The following is a 17,043-nucleotide window of genomic DNA, read 5'->3' as shown; positions in this document are numbered from 1 at the left end:
TTTATAATGGAAGAATATAAAATTTTACCTGAAATCGTAAAATTGGGTCATGTAGCATTAATTTCCCAAAATGTAGAAAAATCACTTTGGTTTTTTAAAGAAGTATTAGGTTTAGAAGAAACGAAAGAAGTTGATGGTGTACATTATCTACGAGCATGGGGAGATTTTGAACACCATACTTTATCGATTACAGCTGGTGCAGAATCAAGAATTGAGCACATTGCATGGAAAGCGAAACGCAGAGAAGATGTAGCGAGTTTTGCGGCTTTATTTGAGGAAGCTGGCGTTGAAGTAACAAAAATTAACGATAAATTTGAAGTAGGCCAAGGCGAAGCCATTCGTTTCCAATTACCAAGTGGTCATAATTTTGAAATTTATTATGATATGGAGCGTCCTTTGGGTGAAGGTGACAATAAATCTATTCTACGAAATCAACCTTACAAAGCTTGGTCAAAAGGCGTTTCGCCAAGACGTATTGACCATATAAATTGTATGACAACGATGAGTACACAAATTATTGCAGATTTCTTAGCAGAAAAATTAGGTTTTCAAATGCGTGAAACTATTGAAGTCCCTGGTACGGATCAAATTGTAGGTGCTTGGATGAACGTATCACCTCTAGCGCATGACATCGCTGTAATGAGTGATCCACGGGCAAAATCAACTTCAGAGGTGAATCATTTAGCATACTGGCTGGATGATGGTCAAGATATTTTACGAGCAGCAGACATCTTAGCTGAAGCTGGGTTGAAATGTATAGGACCAGGCCGTCACGGCGGATCGCGCGCGCTTTATTTATATGTTGAGGATCCAGGTAGTGGACTTCGAATTGAATTATTTACGAATGCATATCTAGTCTTAGAGCCAGACTGGGAACCAATTCATTGGACAACTGAAGAACTAGACTTAGCCCTTACACTTTGGGGACAACCTGTAGGTGCAACAGACGAAATTATGACAGGAATTTACGCAGGCATTGTAAAGGAAACAGTAAAAAAATAATACCTAGAAATTTAATAGAATACGAAGGTCATTTTAGGATATCACCAAATTGCTAGGTTTGGGTTATTCTTCTATCAACAAATTTCGACAAGAACTTTTGACTGTCTAGTACATCTAATTAGTTATATAAATGATTGGTCGTAAATAATTAAGAAACCCAGCTAATCTTCTCATGTGAAGGTAGCTGGGTTTTAAAGTTGGGTGTGCAAATTAACACTTAAAATAGATGCAAAATGCTTCGATATTTGTCAATACTCTGAAAATTAAAATCATTGCTATCCTTTGTAGCCTAATCACAGGGTTACTGCTCTAGTTCGCCAGATATATTACAATAAAAGGAAAATTCGAAAGGGATTTAACCTCTGAAAGGACAAAAGAGGGGATTTTGGCTGCAAGGAAACGAGGAAAGCTTCCAAGAAGACCGAAAGCAGATGAAGAAAAGATCCAGTATGCTCTATATCTTATGGAACAGGGAATGAGTCGAACGGATGCTGCAGAGAAAGCCGATATCTCTAGAATGACTCTGTATCGTAAGATACAAAACAATAACGAGACTAACTAGTAACCAATAGGGCAAGAGGTGCTTAAGCTATGTCCACTTTGCCCCTAGTTACAGCTACGCTGGTACTGGGCCTAATATGTATGTTGGCTAATTTTCACAATTCAGAATCCAATTATTTGGATGGTCTCGGACCAGCATTCATACTAGATCCATTTACTGTCATGATTGGGCGAACGCTCACATCTCCATCCACACGAAGTTGACAGGATAAACGCAAATGATCTTCAATTCCTTTTTCCGAAAAGGCGTTTTTTTCTACATTGCTTAAATCACAAAACTCACCAGCCAATACTTCTACTCTGCATGTCGTACATTTTGCATTCCCTCCGCAACGATGAAGAATATCTACACCGTTATCCTCTAGAGCTAATACTAGCTTTTTCCCTTTTTCCACTTCAAAAGCTCCGTATCCTATAACAGTTACTTTTGGCATTTTATTACCTCCCCGTACTAAATGATGAATACCAATAGTCTTTTAACATAATTATCTCCTTTTCTCACATTTGATAGACATGAAATGTAGAGAAATATTACTTTTCAATATTACAAAATGATGCAAGGGGTGGATAATGAAATGGCAACACGTATTAGCAAAAGTCATATTGGTTATTCAAGCACGAAATTTTAACGTTTTTTCAGTATTTGAGTCACCTTGAAGCAAAGACCCTCGGAATCGAAACCTTAGAGGATTTGTTGATCGTCTATAATATAATTATTACCCGACATTCTTAATACACAATGACATATATTTAAATCAATAACAAAGTTTAGCAAACGAGGTGGATCTATGTTTATTTATGTTGTAAAAACAGGCGATTCATTATTTTCCATTTCGACGAAATATCGAATTAATATGGATAGTATCCGAATCACGAACGGTTTAAAAACAGATCGTCTGGTACCAGGGCAGGACTTACTTATTCCGACAAATGTATATATTGTTCAACCTGGAGATTCGCTATATTCCATTTCGCAAATGGCTTTGGTTCCTATTGAAACGATTCGCTTATATAATGGATTACAATCTGATTTATTGACGGTTGGCATGAATATCTATTTGCCGCCAAGACTTAAGCATGAAGGAGAAGGACTGAGTTATATCACACCTTCTATCCCAGCAAAAAATATAGCCAATGTTAAAGCATTTGCTTCTATTAATACGTATTTTGGAATATTTGAATATCATATTCTTGAAGATGGAAGCTTAAGTACACTTGATGATCAACACCTTATCGGATTATTAAGGGAAAATAAGGTTGCCCCTCTTGCAGTCATAACAAATTTAACGGAGACCGGATTCAGCCCCGAATTAACAAGGAAAGTATTAAATAATCCGGAGGTAAGGGAACGAGTTATTAATAATATTTACAATTTGGTGAAGACAAAAAATTACGCCGGAGTGAATATTGACTTTGAAAGAATCCGTGAAGGAGAAAGAGATATGTATAGCGGATTCTTGCGAGCGTTACGAGATCGATTGAAGCCTGAAGGATATTATACTTCTGTAGCTGTTCCAGCAAAAACAAGCGATGACATCCCTTGGTTAATGGGATATGATTACGGAGGCATTGGAGCTGCTGTTGACTTTGTTTTTATTATGGCCTATGACTGGCATGAAGCAAGCAGTCAGCCTGGTCCTGTTGCTCCAATACAAGAAGTTAGGAAAACCATCGAGTATGCTCAAAACTTAATGAGAGGGAATAAAATCATCCTTGGTGTTCCACGATACGGATATGACTGGACGATGTCAAATGGAACCGCTTTAAGTGGGCGTGCTGTTTCCGTAGCCACTGCCATAGAGACAGCTATGAAATATCAAGTACCTATTCAATATTCCATTCAAGACCAGCAGCCTTTCTTTAGCTATCGAGACGAAGCGGGTACAAGACATATCGTTTGGTACGAAGACTCGAGAGCACGTGCACACAAGCTACAATTGGTTGTTGATTATCGATTAAGAGGAATAGGAGCTTGGCAAGTAGGATTGCACTTCCCTCAATCGGCCTACTTAGTAAAGGAATTTCTAAATACAAGAAAAGTGATTTAAACATTTAACAAGAACGGTTAATATATACAGAAAAAGCCTGCGCTGATTACATTGCTCAGTTTTTTCTGTATAAAGTATGTAGTTCAAGACGCATTCTTACGTGAGCAATGTCTAAATTCTCACCATAAAGTTGTTTCATGTTGCATAGTCACCGATATGATACCACTTGGGAAATAAAGTTAATTCAGAAACGTTAGAATGCGGTTGTCACTTTAGGTGTTATTTATCACCTATTTTAAGCGTTATTTTGCACATTCATCTTAAAAAAAACAACTCTCTTCACATGGGGTGAAATAAGGATCTTCAACTTAGCCCCTTCACTATTAGGGAAGTCCTTTCTTTCTTAATACACCCGTTCGTTAAGCTTTTGACCAATGGAATTTCACATACAAAAAGAGGGATAGCTATAATCCTCCTCACATTTACTATTGTTTGGAATGATTTTTATCGTAAAGTTTTTAATGCACCGCTCCAGGCAATAACTTGGTCAAGCATAGCATTTACATTTTTAGGGTGGTGTTCAGCTGGTTTAAAAACACTTCCATTTTCAAAATCTGTAAATAATGACAATGTTGGATGTACACGAACATCTGCAACTAGTAATTCTCCTAAAATTCCACGTAAATGTTCAGCTGCACGAGCACCACCAGTTGAACCATAGCTTACAATACCAGCAGCTTTATTATTCCATTCGTCACGAGCTGAATCCAATGCATTTTTTAATGCACCTGTTATGCTATGATTATATTCTGCCACAATGAACACAAACCCATCTAAATTAGTAAGCTTTTCTGACCAAGCTTTTAATCCTGGTTCATCACCAGCAGTTGTAAATACAAATGGTAAATTGAAGTCTGCAATATCTACGATTTCATAATTCGCATCTCCACGTTTGTCAGCAATTCCTTTTACCCATTCTCCTACTTGTGGACTTACACGTCCTTGGCGTGTACTTCCTAAGATAATTCCGATATTTAATCTTGTCATTGTTTTTTCCTCCTCAGTAGCTGATCTACCAAATAGTTTATCTAAAAAACTCATTTCTTCCACCATACCTCGTCTCGAAGTTATGAATGTCCTTACGATTCATCACTCTTCATATTTTATCCTTATTTCGTTAAATTTATCTGCTCAGTCTAATAAAGTAGGTTACCATTTTGATGTAAAACCACGTTAAGACATTTGTTGGAAGTGGCACCCTACCAGAAAAAGAAAAAAAACGTATGTTTTCCACGAAATGTTGGCAATTCTCCTTTTCTATTTAATACATGTAGTTTAGACCTCTTCATGGATACTTGATCTTAAAGCTCGTTATCCTCTGCCACCCTTTTTTAGAGTATATTGTTCAATCCTTATTAGGAAATTTAATTTGATTTATGCACACAATTTTAATCTATAACATTGAGCTGTCTACAGCAATAGATAACCAACTATATATCATTAGCTGATAAAGTCCGCTGTTTGTATGGGGGAAAGGTTCCTCGGCAAGAATAATTTCAAGCACAGAGTTTTATTGATTCGATCGTCAAAAACAGTGTAATTTCTATATGTAGCTTTAGAATAAAGATTGATTAAAAAATTCCTTGTACGGATTCACTTGAGATATAATCTAAGATAAAGATTGTCTTTTCAATTCGTCCCATCTCTCTAAGTGCTTTGGCAACCTTGTTCTGTCGAGCATAAGAACCTAGCTTACCCATAATAAGCGAACCGGAAACTTTCCCCTCTCGAATAGAATGTGCTAAGCGTAGAACATCATCGTAATTTTTACGTATAACCTTCATATCTATTTGACCACGCAAGAGATTCTCGATTTTCGGAAAATCGCTTGGTTTTCCTATTACATAAAGTTTTGAGTCTGACAAATCTCGAAGACGTGGCGCAAATCGAAATCCGAGTAAATGAGTTAAACCAAATACTTGATCTGTAAAACCAGCTGTATCTGTATAATGCTCTTCAATTGACAAATCTGACACGTGTCATAAAGTATGCTTTTTGACAGTTAATTCAACAAAAAATGCTTCCCCACTATATTGGAAACACATTAATCACTAGGGAATATAACTTTCACATAAACTTAACTCAAATGATTTGCAATCATTGACATAAAGAAAAGCTGATTTTTCCTTAGTGTTGGAGAAATCAGCTTCTTTTTTCCGAAAATACATACCAAATTGCGATAAGAGAAATTTGGTATCATGACAACATTTATCTTTCCTCTAATTCATTAATTAACTGGGCAAGATTCGGATCATCAATATAATTACTTATCGTAATGATCTTTTTGTCTTTATGAGTTAATCTTGCTCTTTCGTATAAATCTTTATGGACCACTATAATATCAGAATCTTTTGGAGCATCTTCTATCCTGTAATGCTTGACTTCGATCCCGTTGATATTTTTCTTTTGCAATCTTTTCCTAAACGTAGTAGCGCCCATCGCACTACTTCCAACACCAGCATCACAAGCGAAAGAAATTTTACTGATAGTATTGGAAGTAGGGTTAACCAAAGATGAACTTAAAATTTGTTTACCTTCGGATTTCATGGATTTTGATTTCTCTATTGAACTTGTAAAGTCTTCTTCCTCATCGGCTTTTTTATCAAGTTTCAGAATTATAGAAGTAATGACGAAAGAAACCACGGCAGCGACAACAACACCTGCGATAACTCCCAAAAAGTTTCCTTTTGGTGTCAGCGCCAGATAAGAGAAAATCGAACCAGGACTTGGACCAGCTACAAGACCAACATTAAACAGATTGAACACAGTAATGCCTGACATTCCTCCAGCAATCATAGCTATAATTGTAAGTGGTTTCATTAATACATACGGAAAATATAACTCATGGATTCCACCTAAAAAGTGAATAATAATCGCACCCGGTGCTGTTCTTTTAGCAGCTTTTTTTCCAAAAACGCTAAATGCCAGCAGTAATCCTAAACCTGGTCCAGGGTTAGATGCAACAGTAAAGAAGATTGATTTTCCTTCTTTTAGTGTTTCCTGCATACCTAATGGATAATAAATTCCCTGGTCAATTACATTATTTAAAAAAAGTATTTTGGCTGGTTCATTGATTAAAGATAGCAATGGTAAGAATCCAATAGCAACCAAAGATTTAATTGCAGATGTTACAAAGTTGTTTGCAGATTCAATTACAGGACCGATGACATAAAAGGATAAAATCATTAATAAGAAACCAAGAATACCAATTGAAAAGTTATTGACGATCATCTCAAATCCAGCTGGAACTTTATTTTCTATTGACTTGTCAAATTTTTTAATGACCCAGCCACCTAATGGGCCTATAATCATGGCCCCGAGGAACATTGGAATTCCTGAACCGACGATAAGACCAATAGCACCAATCATTCCCATTATTGCCCCTCTTTGGCCTGCAATCATCCTGCCCCCTGTACCTGCTAATAGTAAAGGCAATAGGTAGGTAATGGAAGGACCAACGATTTCGGCAAGCTTTTCGTTAGGAATCCATCCAGTTGGAATAAATAGGGCTGTGAGCATCCCCCAGGCAATAAAAGCTCCGATATTAGGTAAAACCATATTGGTGAGGAAGCCACCAAATGCCTGTATTCGAGCACGAGCCGAAGGAGAAGGTTTTTTAACTTCTGTTATTGCTGTAACATTGGACATGTGAAACTCTCCCTTTTAAGTGAATTTTATTATTTAAAATATCTCCCGCATCCGTATCGGGCGAATGCGGGGAAATGTTATTCTACCGATTCAATAAGCTCGATGATTTCAGATTCGCTGCTAGCCTCTTTGAATTTGACCATAGCATCTTCATCAATCAATAAAGAGGACAAGTCTGAAATCAACTCTAAATGTCCTGTCGTATCTTCAGCTGCTAAAACGAAAAGAATGTTTACATCTTTTTCTTCAGGAAAAAACACAGGTTCTTTCAGTTTCAGGAATGAGATCCCGGTTTTTAGCACCCCTCCATCATGATTTTGTGCATGAGGCATAGCAATTCCAGGGACAATGACAATATATGGACCATTAACATTCACATTTTGAATCATATCCTGTACATATTTCTCAGTGATGTTTCCCTTATTCAGCAGAGGCTCGGCAGCGAGCTTGATGGCTTCTTCCCAGGTAGGGACTGAATTCAGGAAGTGGACATTATTTTTAAGATACTGGCTTAACATATTATTTCTCCTCTCAATTCAACAGTTTGCTATGTGACCGTTTTTCATTTTATCGTAATACTTCTTTATCATAACCTTCAATTTAACATTTTCAATGCGTGAAAAATGTGAAACGGCCTTATCTATTCCATTGCTACGGATATAACCTTGCAGTGTGATCGATTCCTCGTCTTCAGGGCTGTCGAACAGATAGCCAGCAGCGATGGAAGCGGCTAAATTTTCTACAGGCAATCCCAACTTGAAGAGTTCTCTTGCTGGTTTGACCAACCGCTCTTCATAACTTAACTTCCTGATTGGCGACCGTCCGACACGCAAAATATCATCACTTATATTGCTGTTTTTAAAACGCTTGAGCGTTTTTTCGATAAACTCAGACATTTTTTCGGAGTCTGACCGATAAGTCCGAATGATATACTGGGAAGCCTCCACCATCACGCTCCTCACGATTCTTTCAACATTCTGATTCCTTAAGGCCTTTTGTATTGTTGGTTCTCCTAATAAAAATGCCAAATAGGCTGTGGTCGCATGCCCCATATTTACAATGTATAACTTCCTTTCAATATAAGGTCTCAAGTCCTCTACATATGTAGCACCGCTGATTAAAGGTAGATCAAAGTTAACCATTTCTGATTTGTTGATTACCCACTCAAAGAAGGGCTCTACAAGGGCGATGTCACCTTCCGCACCTTTTTTTGATAAAGCAAGGCGGTCAATAGCAGAGTTGGGAAAGCCGACAAGGGAATTGATTTGAGCTAGTTCTTTGCTTGACACGATTTTTTCTACTTCCTTTTTTAAAGTGGAAGAAGCATTAATCGCGTTTTCATTGGCGATTACATCAATTTTCTTCTCATTTTGGGCGATTCTTTCTAAAAGACCTTTTGCCAAGACTTTGGATATCTTAGATAGATTGGCGACTCCTACAGATGTCGTGATGATATCAGCACTTACAATTGCTTCAATCACTTTTTTCTCTTGAATAATACTATTCAGGGCAGATACGGAAAAGATTGTTTCCACAGTATGATTCTCGTCTAATAATTCAACTGAGTAACTGTTTCTTCTATTAATTCTGTCAATCATTTCTTGATTGACATCAACAAAGCACACTTCATAACCGTTTTTGCTGAGCAAATTTCCGATGAAACCCTTCCCAATGTTTCCAGCACCAAAATGCAAAGCTTTCATCATCTAGTCTCCTTTACTAATCTAGTACTCAACTACACGAAAATCCCAATTCTAACTATTCTAAGTTTGCATGATATTGCCAAAGAGAGTGCATATCTTTATCTTTATCTTTCTCTTTGATCATCATTAGGGCAATTGTATCACCCAATAGCAGCAGGCTTTGTTCGAATAAGCTTGTCATTGGTTGTACCGACGGAATTTCACCTGGCAAATGCAGCTTCGTGCTTACAGGGATTTTAATAAAGAGATCCGTATACTCTCTCATTGAACTTTGTGAATTCGCTCCAATGTGGGCTACTGTTGCTTTAAATTGCTTTGCCTTTTTGGCGATAATAAGTGGAAAAGCGGTTTCTCCGCTACCGGAGCCTACAATCAATAAGTCTCTTTCAGTAATAGCAGGTTCAGTGATTTGTCCAACGATATAAGTCTTGATGCCAAGATGAGCCAATCTTTTAGCGATAGCCTCTAATGACAGTAGTACCCTGCCAACACCGACGAAGAATACTTTCTCAGCTTTCTGTATTTCAGCAATCAGTTGTTCTACCTCTTCTCTGTTAGTATTGCCTAGAGTATTGCCTAATTCATTGATAATATCTTTAGAAACTTCCCAGTAATTCACCATTTATTTCACCCCTATATTTAGTCCTTGTGTAATCGCTTCTTCTACTAGTAGTTTATTTTCATTTAAACTATTATTTGAAATAAATAGACTTGTAGTCCCCGCAACCAAAATTTCTGCACCTGCCCTCACCAATTCAGGAATCGTGTCTAAAGATACTCTTCCGTCGACTTCAATTCTTGTGTGCAAACCTTTTTTCTGAATTAATTTGCTTAAGTCCTCTACCTTTTGTGTAGCGTAGGATACTTGGCTTTCGTTTTTATCAGTTGCAAAACCAGGATTGATAAGCATTAAAAGTACAGTATCAACCTGTGGCAATACATAGTCTAGGACAGATAATGGAGTTGCCGGGTTAAGTGCCACTCCAACCTTCACCCCATTTTTTCTGATCATATTGATATAACGATCAATATGGATGCTTGTCTCTAGATGGAACGAGATTTGTTGGACACCAATGTTGAGCATCTCCTGAATGAAAAACTCATTATTATTGGACATAATATGAACATCAAAGTCCATGTCGGTGACCTCACGTAATTTCTTCACGGTGTCGATTCCAAGCGGCATACTTGGGCTGAACGCTCCGTCGATGATATCTACGTGTAATGTATCTAAGCCTGCACGCTCAATCTCTTTTACACTTTTCTCTAAGCTGCAGAGATCTGCGCACATAATAGATGGTGCAATTACAATTGCCTTATCGTGCATGTTAATGCCTCCTTTTTTTGCGCTTTTATGCTTATAACAGGATTATATAGCGTTTTCCTTTCGGAGTAAAGTATATTTTTGCATATTTGTGCATTTTTACGCGTCTTTGTCTTTGCTTAATAAAAAAACTATGTTAAATTATAAGAAATAACAAGAGAGGAAATGAAAAATGTTAAAAGAAGAACGGCAACAAAAAATTTTACACTTCTTAAATGATGAACATAAAGTAATCGCCAGCGATTTAAGTAAACGTCTGTCTGTTTCAGAGGATACGATCAGGAGAGATTTAAAGGAGTTGGATACCCAGGGCCTAGTGAAAAGGGTCCACAGTGGGGCGCTGAGGATCGGTCCTCCGGTTGTTGATTTTTCTACGAGACAAAATATATCCAATGAAGTAAAAATCAATTTGGCCCTTAAAGCGATTGATTTTATAAAAGATAATATGGTCTTGCTGATCGATGGGGGGACAACGAACCTACACCTAGTAAACAACCTACCTTTATCCTTGAAGGCAACGGTCATTACCAACAGCCCACCCATTGCCATGGCATTATCCAACTACGATTATGTTGAAGTTAACATGATTGGCGGCACCTTATTTAAAGAGTCGATGGTCAACTTGGGGATTGACACAGTGGAAACGCTGAACATGATTAGGGCCGACCTATATATTATGGGGATTTATAATATCGATCCTCACATCGGAATCAGCATTCCCAGTATATCGGAAGCTTTAGTAAAACGAAAAATGGTATCCATTTCTACTGAAGTATTAGCCATGGTTACATCTGATAAACTGGATACCGTTTCTAATCACATTGTATGTCCATCTGATTCTTTAACCTATCTCATTACTGAACATGTTAAACCAGATGTTAAAGCGCTGTATGCCAATAAAGGAATCAATGTGGTGGATTAAGTATTGGTTACTCTATTTTAAATAGCTTTTAATGAGCAAATCACAATTTCTCATTAATAAAAAGAAAGCAAAGGAGATTGATCAATATGGTAGAAAAAACATTTACAATAACAGAAGCTTCAGGAATTCATGCACGTCCAGCAACCCTTTTAGTACAAGCAGTATCTAGCTTTCACTCAGAGGTTAATTTAGAATGTAACGGAAAAAGCGTAAACTTAAAATCAATTATGGGTGTTATGTCATTAGGAATTGCACAAGGTGCTGAAATTAAAATTGTTGCCTCTGGTTCGGATGAAACTGCAGCAATTGCTGCAGTGACTGAAACAATCACGAAACAGGGGCTAAGCCAATGATTGTTCAAAGTCTAAAAGGGATTGGAGCATCAGCAGGAATCGCCATCGCAAAAGCTTATCGATTAGAAGAACCTAAATTAGTTATAGAAAAACGCGAGATAGAGAGAATCGAAGCAGAAATTCAACGTTTCACTGCTGCTCTTAAGCAGTCAACATCTGAGCTTGAACAAATCAAGGAGCATGCCTTCAAAGAGCTAGGAGAGGATAAGGCCGCGATTTTCGACGCTCATCTTCTTGTCTTAAGTGATCCAGAACTTATTAACCCAATTAAAGACAAAATCACAACTGAAAAAGTGAATGCAGAATTTGCTTTACAGGAAGTGGCAAACATGTTTATAAGCACGTTCGAGTCAATGGACAATGAATACATGAAGGAGCGTGCTACAGATATCCGCGATGTGACAAAGCGTGTGATGTCTCATCTTTTGGGTGTAACGATTCCGAATCCAAGCATGATCTCTGAGGAAGTTATTATTATTGCTGAGGATTTAACCCCATCTGATACAGCTCAATTAAATCGACAATATGTGAAAGGGTTTACGACAGATATCGGTGGACGTACTTCTCATTCAGCGATTATGGCTCGTTCGTTGGAAATTCCTGCAGTTGTTGGAACGAAAACGGTCACAACTGATATCGAAAATGGAGTATTGGTCATCTTAGACGGCTTGACTGGAACAGTGATTGTCGATCCGTCAGCCGATATGGTGAAAGAATATGAAGAGAAAAGAGCTGCTTATGGAGCTCAAAAGGTAGAGTGGGCAAAGCTTGTGAATGAGCAGACCATTTCGAAGGATGGTCAACATGTGGAACTAGCTGCCAATATTGGTACGCCTGAGGATGTAAAGGGTGTGCTTGAAAACGGCGGTGAGGGTGTTGGTTTATATCGTACCGAATTCTTATATATGGGACGTACTCAGCTTCCGACTGAAGATGAGCAATTTGATGCTTATAAAACGGTATTAGAGCGAATGGAAGGAAAGCCTGTTGTTGTACGTACGCTTGATATCGGTGGGGATAAGGAGCTTCCATACTTAGACTTACCAAAAGAAATGAATCCATTCTTAGGCTTCCGTGCGATTCGTTTATGCTTAGAAGAGCAGGACATCTTCCGTACACAGCTTCGCGCATTGCTTCGTGCAAGTACGTTTGGAAACTTGAAAATTATGTTCCCAATGATCGCAACTCTTGGTGAATTCCGTCAAGCAAAAGCTGTTTTAATGGAAGAAAGGGCGAAGCTACAGGTTGAAGGTGTCGTTGTTTCTGAAACAATTGAAATCGGAATCATGGTGGAAATTCCTTCTACTGCGGTCATGGCCGACCAATTTGCGAAAGAAGTTGATTTCTTCTCAATTGGAACAAACGACTTGATTCAATATACAATGGCTGCAGATCGTATGAACGAGCGTGTTTCGTATCTGTATCAGCCATACAATCCAGCTATTCTTCGCTTAATTAAAATGGTTATTGATGCAGCGCACAGAGAAGGAAAATGGGTGGGTATGTGTGGAGAAATGGCAGGAGATGAAGTAGCAATACCAATTTTACTTGGACTTGTCTTAGATGAATTTAGTATGAGTGCTACTTCCATTTTACAGACCAGAAGCAATATTCTTAATCTGTCAAAAGCAGATATAACTGAGAGAATTGAACAAATTTTAACAATGAAAACATCTGAAGAGGTGAAGGAATTTGTTACTAATACCTTTATAAAATCGGAGGATGTTTTAGTTTACATGCAGTAGCTCTAGTAATGAGATGGCATGTTTCTTAGGTGAATAGGGTGAGTCAATTTTTATCAGAAAAAACTCCATTCAATTTCAGTAAAAATGACGTAGTGAAAGTACCTCACTAATGGAAAACTGACGGAGGAAACCTAAAACAACGGGAGCTGAGGTAATGGAGCTATTTGGATTTACAACAGAAAATGTTGTTCGAACTGCAAAAAGCCTACTATATTCTTAAATGGGGGAATTTTATCATGAAATTTTTTATTGATACTGCAAATCTTGAAGATATTAAAAAGGCATATCGAATTGGCGTTTTAGCAGGTGTTACAACAAATCCTTCCTTAGTTGCCAAAGAAGGTGTTAAATTCGAAGATCGCATTGCAGAAATCTGCCAAGCAGTTCCACGTGTAGAATCTGTATCAGTTGAAGTAACGCCAGATGCCGTTACAGCTGATGAAATGATTGCACAAGCTGAAGAGCTGATCAAAATTAACGGCGAAGATGAGAAAGTTACAATTAAACTTCCTATGACATTAGCTGGTTTAGAGGCTTGCCGTTATCTTGCAGATAAAGGTGTTAAAACGAACGTTACACTTATCTTTACAGTGAATCAAGCGTTATTAGCAGCTCGTGCAGGTGCAACGTATGTATCTCCATTCCTAGGACGCTTGGATGACATTTCTGAGGACGGTGTACAATTAGTGTCAAAAGTAGCTGAATTGTTCCGTTTTCATAACTTTGATACGCAAATCATCGCGGCATCTGTTCGTCATCCAGATCATGTGACTCGTGTAGCGATGGCTGGCGCTCACATCGCAACGATTCCGTATGCAGTCATTGAGCAAATTTCTAAGCATCCGTTAACAGATCAGGGCATGGAAAAATTTGCAGCTGATTGGGAAAAAACTCCTCAAGCTTAAGAAGATGAAACATATGAAGGTTTCATCATACTTCAGAATAGGACGCAATTGTTGAATAATTAAATTCCAATTTTTCATTTATATCACTGCGAAATTGGGATTTTTTAATACTGGAATATCCTTAACGTTGTAAATCCGCGTTTTGCTGGCGGTACCCCTTATGCTAATAAGATTAATTTTACAATAGATTTTTAATATATTTAACATGATAAATATTACATCTTTTCTCCAAATTAAAGAGCCAATCAATAACCGATTGACTCTTTATATATTTGGAATATATTTATCCACTACCTTTTTTACCCATTTCGCAACTGTAACTATACGTTTATCTTGATGTTTTACAGCATCTTAACATCCTCAATCATGTTACCATCTTGTCCAACTGTTACACTTGTTCCATATGGGTTCCGCCTGCACCAAATACGTACTAGATCCGTTATAACCAGGAGTAGCATAGCACCCCAATGCATCATAGAAGTGTATAACGATAACAATGTAGCTTCCTGCCCACCATGTGGGTTTTGCGCTGAAGTCATAGCACTTACTACTTTATTCACTGTCTTACCGCTTGCCCAAAGCCCACCTTGGATATCGAGGAACTGTTTCATTTGTGATGGCATATTCCCAAAACGCGTTGAGACACTGATGATAATAGCATCTGCCCATTCAAGGTCAGCTGATCTTGCTACCGGAACGTCTTTTGTCGCCTCGACAGTTGCTTTCCACCCTTCATTTCCTTCGATAACAGATTCAGGAGCTAATATTTCTCCATGATTTAATTTAATGTTAATGGTCTTAATTTTTCTTCGATCTCTTTTCGATTTGGTTCCAAAAATGGTGGAAGTGCTAGTTTTTCTCCCATTGTTTCCATTGATTCATCTGTCGCAAATCCTGGTGTATCTGTTGATAATTCAAATAAGATACCATTGGGTTCCCTGAAATATAATGCCTTGAAGTAATACCGTTCCACTTTCCCTGAATTTGGTAACTTGTATTCTTTCAAACGCTCTGCCCATTGATCATATTCTTCCTCATTCGGAACACGGAAGGCAACATGGTGAACACCTCCGCGACCTAAACGGACTCTTGGTAAATCTGGTCTTATTTCAATATGAACTTCCGCACCGCTGCCACCTTCTCCAGTATCATAAATCAATATATCTGAATAATCCCCTTCAAGTGAAGGATAAGAACCAGCTAATCGAAAACCCATAACTTCTGTTAAAACACCGATAGTTGGTTCTGCAATTGCGACTGTAAGGGTTACAGGTCCTAAACCAATAATGGCATGTTCTAGTGGAATGCCATCCATTTTCCAAGGGATTCCAGATCTCACACCTTTTTCACCGTTATCGGCTACCAGTATTAAGCGAGTCCCATCGAAATCCCTGAAAGCCAATGTATCGCGATTTGCTCTTTTTTGAATATCATCATGTTCAACCCCAAATTGTTTAAAACGTTCTTTCCAAAATAACAATGAATCTGAATTTCTAATTCTTAGTGATACAGTAGAAATATCTGAAGTTCCTCTGTATGTTTGCCCAAGATGAGGAATGTCAAAGAACGTAACTTCAGTTCCTGGGGTTCCTTCGGCGTCAGCATAGAAAAGATGATAGGATTCCGTATTATCTTGATTAACCGTTTTCTTTACCAATCTCATTCCTAAAGTTTTTGTATAAAATTCATAATTTTTTTCCGCTTTTCCTGTTAATATTGATACATGATGTAGTCCTAAGAGTTCCATCTCATTCCACTCCTGTCACAATCTTTGTATGCTGTTCCAGTTAACCTATCTACCTTATTACGTCCATTTGAAATTGCTAACACATGTAGATTATTTCCATTTTAAATTTAAATAAGCTTTAATTTAAGATACTTTAGAATAAAAGTGAATCTAAAGCATATTGACCGGGACCGACCAAAGCTATACCAATAGCAACTGAAAGCAAAGTTAAGCTGTATTCATATCCATTAGCTGTTGCCCACAATCCATTTGGAGCATGCACTTTTACGATAGCCATTAACATAGTTCCTGCAATCATAATTCCTGCAAGTGGCGTTAATAGTCCTAAAGCAAACAAAAGTCCTCCAATAAGTTCTGCTAACCCTGCGAAAACAGCCATGGTTACTCCTGGTTTCATGCCCATGGATTCAAACCATCCACCGGTTCCTTTCAATCCATAGCCACCGAACCAGCCAAATAATTTTTGAGCACCGTGACCCACAAATAGTAAACCAATTACCAAACGAATGATTAATAAACCAATATCTATCATCTTAAAATCCTCCTAAATATATTTATCTCGAATTCGTGATATTTTTCCCGAAAAAAAATGAAAATTTAAACTTCATTCCTTACTTTTCTCAAAAGCTGCACCAATGTCTCTGCCTCATCAGAATCTAATGAATCAAACATATGATTAACGAACTCATGATAAATCGGCATGACTTTTTTCATCAATTCATTTCCATCATCAGTTAATATCACATGTATCACCCGCCGATCATTTAAACAGGCATTTCGGCTTAATAAACCTCTTTGTTCTAGCTTATCTATAACGTAGGTCATCGAACCACTTGAGATCAATATGCTATTTCCAATTTGTTGAATCGTTTGTTTCCCTTTTTGATAAAGTACCTCTAAAACAGAAAATTCCGTAATACCTAACTTATTTTTTGCTATTTCTTCCTTTATTTGTTCATGAATTGCTTTAGATGTTTGCATTAATATTAGAAAGGGTAAATTATTGCATTTACTCTCCATTAATTTCACCCCCTTAAAAAACCTCGAATCAAAATATCTTTAATTCGAGATAATAATAATACTTA

16 protein-coding genes and 3 pseudogenes are annotated in these 17,043 nt (G+C 37.6%); 7 read left to right on the top strand and 12 right to left on the bottom strand.

Annotated elements, in window-relative coordinates; genetic code table 11:
• Nucleotides 1–6: 6 nt before the first annotated feature.
• On the top strand, nt 7–1,002 hold the full coding sequence (locus ACIQZI_RS22235; protein ID WP_403077517.1) for a VOC family protein: 996 nt from the start codon (nt 7–9) through the stop codon (nt 1,000–1,002).
• Between the two features lie 340 nt (nt 1,003–1,342).
• A pseudogene (locus ACIQZI_RS22230) lies at nt 1,343–1,564 on the top strand (helix-turn-helix domain-containing protein); the annotation flags it as partial.
• A gap of 112 nt (nt 1,565–1,676) precedes the next feature.
• On the opposite strand, the gene ACIQZI_RS22225 reads toward ACIQZI_RS22230, so the two are convergent.
• A complete protein-coding gene (locus tag ACIQZI_RS22225) occupies nt 1,677–1,997 on the bottom strand; it encodes a 2Fe-2S iron-sulfur cluster-binding protein (protein ID WP_403077514.1) in 321 nt (106 codons plus the stop codon).
• A 354-nt stretch (nt 1,998–2,351) separates the two neighbouring features.
• Between ACIQZI_RS22225 and ACIQZI_RS22220 the strand changes: the two genes are divergently transcribed.
• Nucleotides 2,352–3,611 (top strand): glycosyl hydrolase family 18 protein, encoded by a 1,260-nt coding sequence (locus tag ACIQZI_RS22220; RefSeq protein ID WP_403077511.1) that lies wholly within the window; start codon nt 2,352–2,354, stop codon nt 3,609–3,611.
• A gap of 444 nt (nt 3,612–4,055) precedes the next feature.
• On the opposite strand, the gene ACIQZI_RS22215 is transcribed toward ACIQZI_RS22220, so the two are convergent.
• The 7 genes and pseudogenes from ACIQZI_RS22215 to ACIQZI_RS22185 form a co-directional block, all read right to left on the bottom strand.
• Nucleotides 4,056–4,652, bottom strand: coding sequence for an NADPH-dependent FMN reductase (locus ACIQZI_RS22215; RefSeq protein ID WP_403077508.1), 597 nt, complete (start codon nt 4,650–4,652; stop codon nt 4,056–4,058).
• A gap of 563 nt (nt 4,653–5,215) precedes the next feature.
• A pseudogene (locus ACIQZI_RS22210) lies at nt 5,216–5,590 on the bottom strand (Tn3 family transposase); the annotation flags it as partial.
• A 229-nt stretch (nt 5,591–5,819) separates the two neighbouring features.
• Nucleotides 5,820–7,259, bottom strand: a complete 1,440-nt coding sequence (locus tag ACIQZI_RS22205) for a PTS mannitol transporter subunit IIBC (RefSeq protein ID WP_403077505.1) — start codon at nt 7,257–7,259, stop codon at nt 5,820–5,822.
• A gap of 77 nt (nt 7,260–7,336) precedes the next feature.
• Nucleotides 7,337–7,777 carry a PTS sugar transporter subunit IIA gene (locus ACIQZI_RS22200; RefSeq protein WP_403077502.1) on the bottom strand — a complete coding sequence of 147 codons (441 nt, stop codon included), beginning with the start codon at nt 7,775–7,777 and terminating at the stop codon, nt 7,337–7,339.
• Between the two features lie 18 nt (nt 7,778–7,795).
• Nucleotides 7,796–8,965 carry a mannitol-1-phosphate 5-dehydrogenase gene (locus ACIQZI_RS22195; protein WP_403077499.1) on the bottom strand — a complete coding sequence of 390 codons (1,170 nt, stop codon included), beginning with the start codon at nt 8,963–8,965 and terminating at the stop codon, nt 7,796–7,798.
• 52 nt (nt 8,966–9,017) lie between these two features.
• Nucleotides 9,018–9,584: a 6-phospho-3-hexuloisomerase gene (gene hxlB, locus ACIQZI_RS22190; RefSeq protein ID WP_156187527.1), complete on the bottom strand. Its 567-nt coding sequence runs from the start codon at nt 9,582–9,584 to the stop codon at nt 9,018–9,020.
• Nucleotides 9,585–10,289 carry a ribulose-phosphate 3-epimerase gene (locus ACIQZI_RS22185; protein WP_403077495.1) on the bottom strand — a complete coding sequence of 235 codons (705 nt, stop codon included), beginning with the start codon at nt 10,287–10,289 and terminating at the stop codon, nt 9,585–9,587.
• Nucleotides 10,290–10,458: 169 nt separating this feature from the next.
• Between ACIQZI_RS22185 and ACIQZI_RS22180 the strand changes: the two genes are divergently transcribed.
• The 4 genes from ACIQZI_RS22180 to fsa all read left to right on the top strand — a co-directional run bounded on the left by ACIQZI_RS22180 (nt 10,459) and on the right by fsa (nt 14,211).
• A complete protein-coding gene (locus ACIQZI_RS22180; RefSeq protein WP_403077492.1) occupies nt 10,459–11,208 on the top strand; it encodes a DeoR/GlpR family DNA-binding transcription regulator in 750 nt (249 codons plus the stop codon).
• An 86-nt stretch (nt 11,209–11,294) separates the two neighbouring features.
• Nucleotides 11,295–11,561, top strand: coding sequence for a phosphocarrier protein HPr (locus ACIQZI_RS22175; RefSeq protein ID WP_403077489.1), 267 nt, complete (start codon nt 11,295–11,297; stop codon nt 11,559–11,561).
• The gene (gene ptsP / locus ACIQZI_RS22170; protein ID WP_403077486.1) at nt 11,558–13,306 is read left to right on the top strand and encodes a phosphoenolpyruvate--protein phosphotransferase; all 1,749 of its coding nucleotides are present in this window, start codon (nt 11,558–11,560) and stop codon (nt 13,304–13,306) included. Before ACIQZI_RS22175 ends, ptsP begins: the two co-directional genes overlap by 4 nt.
• A gap of 236 nt (nt 13,307–13,542) precedes the next feature.
• The gene (fsa, locus tag ACIQZI_RS22165) at nt 13,543–14,211 is read left to right on the top strand and encodes a fructose-6-phosphate aldolase (protein ID WP_403077483.1); all 669 of its coding nucleotides are present in this window, start codon (nt 13,543–13,545) and stop codon (nt 14,209–14,211) included.
• Nucleotides 14,212–14,475: 264 nt separating this feature from the next.
• Here the strand turns inward: fsa and ACIQZI_RS22160 are convergent.
• From ACIQZI_RS22160 to ACIQZI_RS22145, 4 genes and pseudogenes are all read right to left on the bottom strand, one after another.
• Nucleotides 14,476–15,050, bottom strand: a pseudogene (locus tag ACIQZI_RS22160) (NAD(P)H-dependent oxidoreductase).
• Entirely contained in the window at nt 14,990–15,958 is a 969-nt protein-coding gene (locus ACIQZI_RS22155) for a ring-cleaving dioxygenase (protein WP_403077480.1), read from the bottom strand. The pseudogene ACIQZI_RS22160 and the gene ACIQZI_RS22155 overlap by 61 nt, the downstream one beginning before the upstream one ends.
• Nucleotides 15,959–16,091: 133 nt before the next feature.
• The gene (locus ACIQZI_RS22150) at nt 16,092–16,490 is read right to left on the bottom strand and encodes a DoxX family protein (RefSeq protein WP_403077477.1); all 399 of its coding nucleotides are present in this window, start codon (nt 16,488–16,490) and stop codon (nt 16,092–16,094) included.
• A 65-nt stretch (nt 16,491–16,555) separates the two neighbouring features.
• The gene (locus tag ACIQZI_RS22145) at nt 16,556–16,978 is read right to left on the bottom strand and encodes a MarR family winged helix-turn-helix transcriptional regulator (RefSeq protein WP_403077474.1); all 423 of its coding nucleotides are present in this window, start codon (nt 16,976–16,978) and stop codon (nt 16,556–16,558) included.
• Nucleotides 16,979–17,043: the final 65 nt, after the last annotated feature.

Origin of the sequence: Peribacillus sp. NPDC096379 (assembly GCF_044762875.1) — a bacterium.
GTDB lineage: Bacteria > Bacillota > Bacilli > Bacillales > DSM-1321 > Peribacillus.
The sequence above is the reverse complement of the archived record's forward strand: the minus strand, read 5'-3'. Positions and strand labels throughout refer to the sequence as shown.

What these genes read in the sequence shown, in the direction of transcription:
- ACIQZI_RS22235 (WP_403077517.1), top strand. Translation starts at nt 7, where the DNA reads ATGGAAGAATATAAAATTTTACCTGAAATCGTAAAATTGGGTCATGTA.
- ACIQZI_RS22225 (WP_403077514.1), bottom strand. Translation starts at nt 1,997, where the DNA reads ATGCCAAAAGTAACTGTTATAGGATACGGAGCTTTTGAAGTGGAAAAA.
- ACIQZI_RS22220 (WP_403077511.1), top strand. Translation starts at nt 2,352, where the DNA reads ATGTTTATTTATGTTGTAAAAACAGGCGATTCATTATTTTCCATTTCG.
- ACIQZI_RS22215 (WP_403077508.1), bottom strand. Translation starts at nt 4,652, where the DNA reads ATGAGTTTTTTAGATAAACTATTTGGTAGATCAGCTACTGAGGAGGAA.
- ACIQZI_RS22205 (WP_403077505.1), bottom strand. Translation starts at nt 7,259, where the DNA reads ATGTCCAATGTTACAGCAATAACAGAAGTTAAAAAACCTTCTCCTTCG.
- ACIQZI_RS22200 (WP_403077502.1), bottom strand. Translation starts at nt 7,777, where the DNA reads ATGTTAAGCCAGTATCTTAAAAATAATGTCCACTTCCTGAATTCAGTC.
- ACIQZI_RS22195 (WP_403077499.1), bottom strand. Translation starts at nt 8,965, where the DNA reads ATGATGAAAGCTTTGCATTTTGGTGCTGGAAACATTGGGAAGGGTTTC.
- hxlB (WP_156187527.1), bottom strand. Translation starts at nt 9,584, where the DNA reads ATGGTGAATTACTGGGAAGTTTCTAAAGATATTATCAATGAATTAGGC.
- ACIQZI_RS22185 (WP_403077495.1), bottom strand. Translation starts at nt 10,289, where the DNA reads ATGCACGATAAGGCAATTGTAATTGCACCATCTATTATGTGCGCAGAT.
- ACIQZI_RS22180 (WP_403077492.1), top strand. Translation starts at nt 10,459, where the DNA reads ATGTTAAAAGAAGAACGGCAACAAAAAATTTTACACTTCTTAAATGAT.
- ACIQZI_RS22175 (WP_403077489.1), top strand. Translation starts at nt 11,295, where the DNA reads ATGGTAGAAAAAACATTTACAATAACAGAAGCTTCAGGAATTCATGCA.
- ptsP (WP_403077486.1), top strand. Translation starts at nt 11,558, where the DNA reads ATGATTGTTCAAAGTCTAAAAGGGATTGGAGCATCAGCAGGAATCGCC.
- fsa (WP_403077483.1), top strand. Translation starts at nt 13,543, where the DNA reads ATGAAATTTTTTATTGATACTGCAAATCTTGAAGATATTAAAAAGGCA.
- ACIQZI_RS22155 (WP_403077480.1), bottom strand. Translation starts at nt 15,958, where the DNA reads ATGGAACTCTTAGGACTACATCATGTATCAATATTAACAGGAAAAGCG.
- ACIQZI_RS22150 (WP_403077477.1), bottom strand. Translation starts at nt 16,490, where the DNA reads ATGATAGATATTGGTTTATTAATCATTCGTTTGGTAATTGGTTTACTA.
- ACIQZI_RS22145 (WP_403077474.1), bottom strand. Translation starts at nt 16,978, where the DNA reads ATGGAGAGTAAATGCAATAATTTACCCTTTCTAATATTAATGCAAACA.